Here is a 7,158-nt window from a genome sequence, read left to right on the forward strand (position 1 = left end):
CGCTCAGGTCCTCGCATCGGTCAGCGCCGCGTCGAGCGTGCGCTCGACCAGCGTCAGCTTGAAGGCGTTCTGCCCGGTCGGCCGCGCACCGGCCAACAGCGCCGCGGCCGCGGCCCTGGCCCCGCGCGGCAGCTCGCGCTCCGCCGCGTCCACGCGCCAGGGCTTCGGCGCCACGCCGCCCAGCGCGACCCGGCCCGAACCGTCGCGCCGCACGATCGCCGCGACCGATACCAGCGCGAACGCATAGGACGCGCGGTCGCGCACCTTGCGGTAGACATGGCGGCCCTCCACCGGCGCCGGCAGCCGTACCGAGGTGATCAGCTCGCCCGGCTGCAGCGCGGTCTCGGTCTGCGGCGTGTCACCCGGCAGGCGGTGGAAATCGGCAATGGGAATGGTCCGGCGCGAGCCGTCGGGACGCAGGGTCTCGACGTCCGCGTCGAGCACGCGCAGGGCGACGGCCATGTCGCTCGGGTGCGTGGCGATGCAGGCCTCGCTCGCGCCGAGCACCGCATGCCCGCGGCTGAAGCCGCCGAGGGCGGCGCAGCCGCTGCCCGGCTGGCGCTTGTTGCAGGCCTGGTTCGTGTCGTAGAAATAGGGGCAGCGGGTGCGCTGCAGCAGGTTGCCTGCCGTGGTCGCCTTGTTGCGCAACTGCGCCGAGGCTCCCGCCAGCAAGGCGCGCGCGAGCACGCCATAGTCGCGCCGCACGCGCTCGTGCGCGGCCAGGTCGGTGTTGCGCACCAGAGCGCCGATGCGCAGGCCGCCGTCGGCGCTGCTCTCGACCTTGTCGAAGCCCAGGCCGTTGACGTCGATCAGATGCGTGGGCGTCTCGATCTCCAGCTTCATCAGGTCCAGCAGGTTGGTGCCGCCGGCAATGAAGCGCGCGCCCGGCGTGCGCGCGGCCGCCGCGACCGCCTGGGCAGGCGAGGCCGCCTTCTCGAAGGTGAAGGCTCTCATGCTTTCACCCCCGCGACTTCGCTGATGGCCTCGACGATGTTGCTGTAGGCGCCGCAGCGGCAGAGGTTGCCGCTCATGCGTTCCTGGAACTCGGCGGCGCTGGGCTGCGGGCTGGCCGTCAGGTCGTCGCTGACGTGGCTCGGCACGCCCTGCGCGATTTCGTCCAGCATGCCCACGGCCGAGCAGATCTGCCCAGGCGTGCAGTAGCCGCACTGGTAGCCGTCGTGCTTGACAAACGCCGCCTGCATAGGATGCAGCCTGCCGGGCGCGCCGAGGCCCTCGATGGTGCTCACCTGGGCTCCCTCGTGCATCACCGCCAGCGTGAGGCAGGCGTTGATGCGCCGGCCATCGACGATCACCGTGCAGGCGCCGCACTGGCCGTGGTCGCAGCCCTTCTTGGTACCGGTCAGGTGCAGGTGCTCGCGCAGCGCATCGAGCAGGGTGGTGCGGTTGTCCAGCACGAGCTGGTGGCTCCTGCCGTTGACCTGCAGCGTGAGCGGCGAGGCGGTGGGGGCGGTGGCCGCCGGGGCCGCGGCAGCCAGGGCCGGCATGCCCGCCATGGCCGGCATCGACGCGGTGGCGGTGCCGGCTCTCAGCAGCTCGCGCCGGGAAATGGTGAAGGCATCGGTGGTGGTGGGGGTCATGGGACGTCGCACTCCTTGATCGGTCGGCGCCGCCATTGGACGCCGCGCGCGGGGGCGCTGGCGTCAGCGGCCAGCCCATGGAGACTGTAGGCGGGCGCCCCATGGCCGCCTAGCCCCGGCAGGCTTGCAGCACTGACAAGTTGCTGTTGATAATCGGGCGCGAAAAGAAGCGCTCCATGCCGATCAACGAACTGCGTTCCATCGCGACTTTCGCCAAGACCGCGGAGCTCGGCAGCCTGCGCCAGGCCGCCGCGGCCCAGGGCATCACGCCGCAGGCGGCGAGCCAGGCCCTGGCCCAGCTCGAACAGCACCTGGGCGTGCGGCTGTTCCACCGCAGCACACGCAGCCTGTCACTGACCGACGAGGGCCGCCAGTTCCTGGAGGCCGCGCAGCCGGCGCTGCTGGGCCTGCAGCGCGCGCTGCACCGGGCCCGCCACGCCAGGGACGAGAGCGCCGGGCCGCTGCGCATCGTCGGGCCGCGCTCGGCCTTCGCGCCGGTGCTGTGGCCGCTGCTGGACGAGTTCTGCCGCCTGCACCCGGAGGTGCAGCCCGACGTGCAACTCGACGACCGCATCGGCAACTGGGTGGAGGACCGCGTGGACGTGGGCTTTCGCGTGGGTCAATCAGCGGCCGAGGGCGTGATCGCGCGCCGGCTGTTTCCGCTGCAGCTCATCATCTGCGCGGCGCCCGCCTACCTGGCCCGCCACGGCGCGCCGGACACGCTCGATGCGCTGGCCGCGCATCGCTGCAGCGCGTTTCGCCATCCGGGCAACGGCAGGGTGCTGCCCTGGTACGTCAAGGTCGAGCATGCCAGGGTCGAGCACCCCGTGGTCCCCTCGTTCTGCACCAACGACGAGGCGCTGGAGACCGATGCCGTGCTGGCCGGGCAGGTGCTGGGACTGCTGACCGGCGTCATCGCCGCGCCGCACATCCGCGCCGCACGCCTGGTGCCGCTGCTGACCCGGCACGTGGACGACCACTCCAGCGTCTTCCTCTACTACGGCAGCCGCAGCGCGCAGCCCGCGCGCGTGCGGGCCTTCATCGACCTGGCGGTACGGCGGCTGGCCCGCAACCCGGCCTGCGTCCTGAGCGCAAGGGAACTGCAGTCGGCCGAGGCGAAGGGGCGCAAGGCGCATGTGCACCCCGCGACGCCGCCTTACCGATAGAACGCCTCGACCCGGCCCTTGAGCTTGATCAGCAGCGGCCGGCCCTTGCGGTCCAGGGTCTTGCCGGCGGGGACCTTGATCCAGCCTTCGCTGATGCAGTACTCCTCCACGTCCATGCGCTCCTTGCCGTTGAAGCGGATGCCGATGTCGTGCGCGAAGACCGCCGCCACATGGTGCGGGCTGCGCGGGTCGATGGAGAGGTGGTCGGGCAGGGGCGGTGGCGGGATGGTGTCGGTCATGGGCGTCATTCCTCGAAGGGCGACATTCTGCAACTGAAACAGGACACCCCCAGGCTGCGCGCTTCGCGTCTTCGCCCTCCCCCCTTTGCAGGGGGCACATCCTGCGGCCCGGCGGAGCCGGTGCCGCGGATGTCTGCGCTTGGCCTGCTCCGCGGCCTTTCGTTTCTCTGGATTTCATGCGCCGCGGGCGGCGCGCGGTCCCGGGCCTGCTGCGTCCAATGGCGTATGGCGCCTTTCATTTCTGTATGAAGAATATGGAATTCTTCTTACGAACCTTCTACCGCATGTTCCTGCTTCGCCTCCAATTCCTCCTCCCTCCGCAGCGCCGGCACCTGGCCTGCGTGGCGCTGCTGTGCAGCCTGCCGCCCGCATGGCGCGTGGCCCAGGCGCAGGAGGGCCATCTGCCCGAGGTGCAGGTGCGCGGCCCGCGCGACGCGGCCATCGGCTCGGCCGACAGCGCCAGCGAAGGCGCGGCCGAGCAGGCATCTTTCCAGTCGCGCCCCAAGCTGCGGCCGGGCGACATCGTGGAGGCGGTGCCGGGCGTGGTCGCCACCCAGCACTCGGGCGACGGCAAGGCCAACCAGTACTTCCTGCGCGGCTTCAACCTCGACCATGGCACCGACTTCGCGGTGACGGTGGACGGCATGCCGGTCAACATGCCCACGCACGGCCACGGCCAGGGCTTTGCCGACCTGAACTTCCTGATCCCGGAACTGGTCTCGGGCGTGCGCTACCGCAAGGGGCCGTACTTTGCCGACAGCGGCGATTTCTCGCTCGCCGGCAGCGCCAGCATGGACTACGTGAGCGCGCTGGCCGCGCCGTTCGCGGAACTCACGCTCGGCAGCCGCGGCTACCGGCGAGCGCTGCTGGCCGGATCGCGCACGCAGGACGACCGCACCTGGCTGGGCGCGCTGGAGCTGGCCGGCAACGACGGCCCCTGGGAGGTGCCCGAGCGCCTGCGCAAGTTCAACGGCGTGCTGCGTTATGCGCAGGGCGCGCAGGCGCAGGGCTTCCACGTCACGGCCATGGCCTACCAGAGCCACTGGACCGCCACCGACCAAGTGCCCGAGCGCGCGGTGGACGAGGGCGCGCTCGGCCGCTTCGGCTCGCTCGACCCGAGCGACGGCGGCAGGACGCGCCGGCTGAGCCTGTCGGCCAAGTGGTACCGCCACGACGCGGCCGGCCAGACCGACATCAGCGCCTATGCGATCGACTACCGCTTCGACCTGTTCTCCAACTTCACCTACTTCCTGAACGACCCGGTGCATGGCGACCAGTTCGAGCAGACCGACCGCCGCCGCGTGTTCGGCGCGCAGGCGCAGCACCGCATGCCCCACCGCATCGCCGGCCTGGACGGCGTGCTGAGCTTCGGCGCGCAGTGGCGCGGCGACCGCATCGCCCAGGTCGGCCTGTACGCGACCGAGGCGCGCGAGCGGCTCTCCACCGTGCGCGACGACAAGGTGTCGCAGGACCTGTTCTCGGTCCATGCGCAGCAACTGGTGAACTTCGGCGAGCGCTGGCGCGGCTACGCCGGGCTGCGCGGCGACCTGCTGCGCTACCAGGTGCGCGGGCGCGAGGCGGTCTACGGCGCGGCCAACAGCGGCAGCGGGCACGACGCGCTGGCCAGCCCCAAGGCCGGGCTGGCCTACACCGCCACGCCGCAGCACGAGTTCTACCTGAACGCGGGCGGCGGCTTTCACAGCAACGACGTGCGCGGCGCCACCATCGCCGCCGATCCGCAGACCGGACTGCCGGCGCAGCGCGTGCCGGCGCTGGTGAAGGGGCGCGGCAGCGAACTGGGCTGGCGCTTCGCGCCGAGCGACAGGCTCAGCGTCACCGCCGCGCTGTGGCAACTGAGGCTGGACTCCGAACTGGTCTACGTGGGCGACGCCGGCAGCACCGAGCCCGGCCGCGCCAGCCGCCGGCACGGGCTGGAAACCACGCTGCGCTGGCAGGCCAGCCCGGCCTGGCGCCTGGAGGCCGACGCCGCCTGGTCGCGCGCCCGCTTCGTCGGCACGCCGCCCGAGGGCGAGGGCAACTACGTGGACAACGCGGCCGAGCGCGTGGTGGCCGCCGGCGCGGTCTGGCAGCAGGGCCCGTGGATGGCCACGCTGCGCCTGCGCCACATGGGGCCGCGCGCGCTGGATACGGTCAACAGCGTGCGCTCGCGCCCGACCACCCTGCTGAACCTGGGCACGCGCTACACGGTGAACCGGCAGCTGACGCTGGGCGTGGACCTGTTCAACCTGCTGGGCCGCAAGGGCAACGACATCGAATACCTGTACGCCTCGTGCACCGCGCGCGAACTGCTCGCGGGCGCCTGCGGCAGCGAGGGCATCAGCGGCCGGCATGTGCACCCGATGGAGCCGCGCACGCTGCGGGTTACCGCGCGCATGCAGTTCTGAACGCGTATTTTGCTATATTTTATATAGCATAAAGCCCAGTTAATACCTGGGCTACAGGCATTTTTCCCTTGAAAAATGGGGGATCACGCCCCGCGCGCCGCCGCCGCCACGCAGGCTGTTGGCGGCGGCGCTGGCGCAGCAAGGGCCCTGCGCGCCTCTGGAACGGGCGCGCGGGCCAAAGGGCTGCCAGGCCCCTACCGAAGCTCCCCGAACCTTCCCAAAGGCCTTGCAGCGGCCCACCCGCCGAAGCCCCCGGCCGCGACGCGGACCCTGGCGGCTGCTCTTCCTTCATTCTTCTTATAAAAAATAGCAGTAGTAGTAGAGGGCGCCGAAAAATGGGGATAAGCCGGTTTTTCCCTTGCCGATCAAGCGCTTGGGGTTTCCCCAACCCTGTGGCCCGGCAACCCTGAGCTTTGCGGCTGGCCGCTAACAACTTCGGCGCGCCGCGCGCGTCTGTGGACAAGCCGCCGGTTGCGCGCGAAGCATCCACAAAGTTACCCACAACCGCCCAAGAAATGGGCAAAACGTAATGGAACACGCCTGAATGGGGTCCGAATCGCGGCGCGGCGGCTGGATCGCCAGCGCCGACTGATCGGCGAAGCCATGGGCGGCTTGCGCCATCTCACGGCGGAGCCGGGCCGCACCTGGGCGACGACATCGATGCGGTATTGCGCGAAGCGGGACTGAGCACGGAGCAGATCCGTGTGCTGCGGGAAAAGGAGTGGTGGCGTGAGCGCCCTCTGAAACGGCGCCGCGCGCCGCATCCATCTGCAGGAGGTCGGCCCGCGCCACGGCCGGCGAGATCGCGCTGGTCGATGCGCTGTCGGCCAGCGAAACAAACCCACGACATCGCCAAGCTGCGCATGACGCGCGGCCCGAGGCGCGCGTGCGCCGGCAGAGCCTTGTTTCATGCACTTCTTCTCTATTTCTAGTATTTCAAATTAGTAGTAGTAGTAAGCAATGCGCGCTTCTGTGGAAAAGCCCCTTTTCCCGTTCCAGATCAAGAACTTGTGGAGGCGACAAGCATGTGGATGCGGCCCTGTCGCCGATCGCCGCCGGGGCGAACAACTTGGACGCATGCGCCGGCGCTGTGGATAAGTCCTGGCTTATGCCGGAACGCTCCCCAGGGTTGTCCCGGTCACGGTTTTTTGGGAGAAAAATGGCTGAAGCCCAGGTATCGTCTGGGCTTATTGCTATTATTTAAATAGCAAACCTAGCGTCGGTGGCGCAGTTCGACGAGGCAGAAGGCCAGGCTGGCCAGCACCAGCGGCGCGAAGTAGTACAGCGCGCGGTAGGCCAGCACGGCGGCCAGCACCTGGTGGGCCGGCGCGCTGCCGGCCAGCAGCACCACGGCGACGGCCTCCAGCACGCCCAGGCCGGAGGGCACGCGCAACACCAGGCCGGCCAGGGCGCCGAACAGCATGGTGGCGAGCACCGCCGGGTACGGCGCCTGGCCTTGCAGCAGCACCCAGACCGCGCCGGACATCAGCATCCAGTTGGCGGCCGAGAGCGCGACCTGCGCCAGGGCGAACGGCGCGCGCGGCAGCGGAAAGCGGCGGCCGCGCAGCGTCAGCGCCCGCCCGCCGCGCGCGGCGCAGAGCAGCACGTAGCCGGCCGGCAGCGCGGCCAGGGCGGCGCCCAGCAGGTGCAGCGGCAGCGCGCCGGCCTGCCAGCCCTGTCTCTTATACACATCTAAAAGAGGGGGGGGGGGGGGGGGGGGGGGGGGGGGGGGGGGGGGGGGGGGGGGGGG

At 70.5% G+C, this 7,158-nt stretch carries 5 protein-coding genes and 1 pseudogene; 2 read left to right on the forward strand and 4 right to left on the reverse strand.

Going from position 1 to position 7,158, the window contains the following annotated elements; translation table 11 throughout:
• Positions 1–3: 3 nt before the first annotated feature.
• Together JHD63_RS11675 and paoA are read right to left on the reverse strand one after the other, a co-directional pair.
• Positions 4–954: an FAD binding domain-containing protein gene (locus JHD63_RS11675; RefSeq protein ID WP_198970922.1), complete on the reverse strand. Its 951-nt coding sequence runs from the start codon at positions 952–954 to the stop codon at positions 4–6.
• Positions 951–1,598, reverse strand: a complete 648-nt coding sequence (paoA, locus tag JHD63_RS11680; protein WP_198970923.1) for an aldehyde dehydrogenase iron-sulfur subunit PaoA — start codon at positions 1,596–1,598, stop codon at positions 951–953. Before paoA ends, JHD63_RS11675 begins: the two co-directional genes overlap by 4 nt.
• 176 nt (positions 1,599–1,774) lie before the next feature.
• On the opposite strand from paoA, the gene JHD63_RS11685 reads away from it, so the two are divergent.
• Entirely contained in the window at positions 1,775–2,764 is a 990-nt protein-coding gene (locus tag JHD63_RS11685) for a LysR family transcriptional regulator (RefSeq protein ID WP_198970924.1), read from the forward strand.
• Here JHD63_RS11685 and JHD63_RS11690 read toward each other — a convergent pair.
• A complete protein-coding gene (locus tag JHD63_RS11690; RefSeq protein ID WP_198970925.1) occupies positions 2,755–3,003 on the reverse strand; it encodes a DUF3297 family protein in 249 nt (82 codons plus the stop codon). The genes JHD63_RS11685 and JHD63_RS11690 overlap by 10 nt on opposite strands.
• 284 nt (positions 3,004–3,287) lie before the next feature.
• Here JHD63_RS11690 and JHD63_RS11695 point away from each other — a divergent pair, with 284 nt between their 5' ends.
• A complete protein-coding gene (locus JHD63_RS11695; RefSeq protein ID WP_198970926.1) occupies positions 3,288–5,408 on the forward strand; it encodes a TonB-dependent receptor in 2,121 nt (706 codons plus the stop codon).
• Positions 5,409–6,621: 1,213 nt separating this feature from the next.
• Here the strand turns inward: JHD63_RS11695 and JHD63_RS11700 are convergent.
• A pseudogene (locus JHD63_RS11700) lies at positions 6,622–7,158 on the reverse strand (lysylphosphatidylglycerol synthase domain-containing protein); the annotation flags it as partial.

Origin of the sequence: Xylophilus sp. ASV27 (assembly GCF_016428875.1) — a bacterium.
Classification (GTDB): domain Bacteria; phylum Pseudomonadota; class Gammaproteobacteria; order Burkholderiales; family Burkholderiaceae_C; genus Xylophilus.

What these genes read in the sequence shown, in the direction of transcription:
- JHD63_RS11675 (WP_198970922.1), bottom strand. Translation starts at nt 954, where the DNA reads ATGAGAGCCTTCACCTTCGAGAAGGCGGCCTCGCCTGCCCAGGCGGTC.
- JHD63_RS11685 (WP_198970924.1), top strand. Translation starts at nt 1,775, where the DNA reads ATGCCGATCAACGAACTGCGTTCCATCGCGACTTTCGCCAAGACCGCG.
- JHD63_RS11690 (WP_198970925.1), bottom strand. Translation starts at nt 3,003, where the DNA reads ATGACCGACACCATCCCGCCACCGCCCCTGCCCGACCACCTCTCCATC.
- paoA (WP_198970923.1), bottom strand. Translation starts at nt 1,598, where the DNA reads ATGACCCCCACCACCACCGATGCCTTCACCATTTCCCGGCGCGAGCTG.
- JHD63_RS11695 (WP_198970926.1), top strand. Translation starts at nt 3,288, where the DNA reads ATGTTCCTGCTTCGCCTCCAATTCCTCCTCCCTCCGCAGCGCCGGCAC.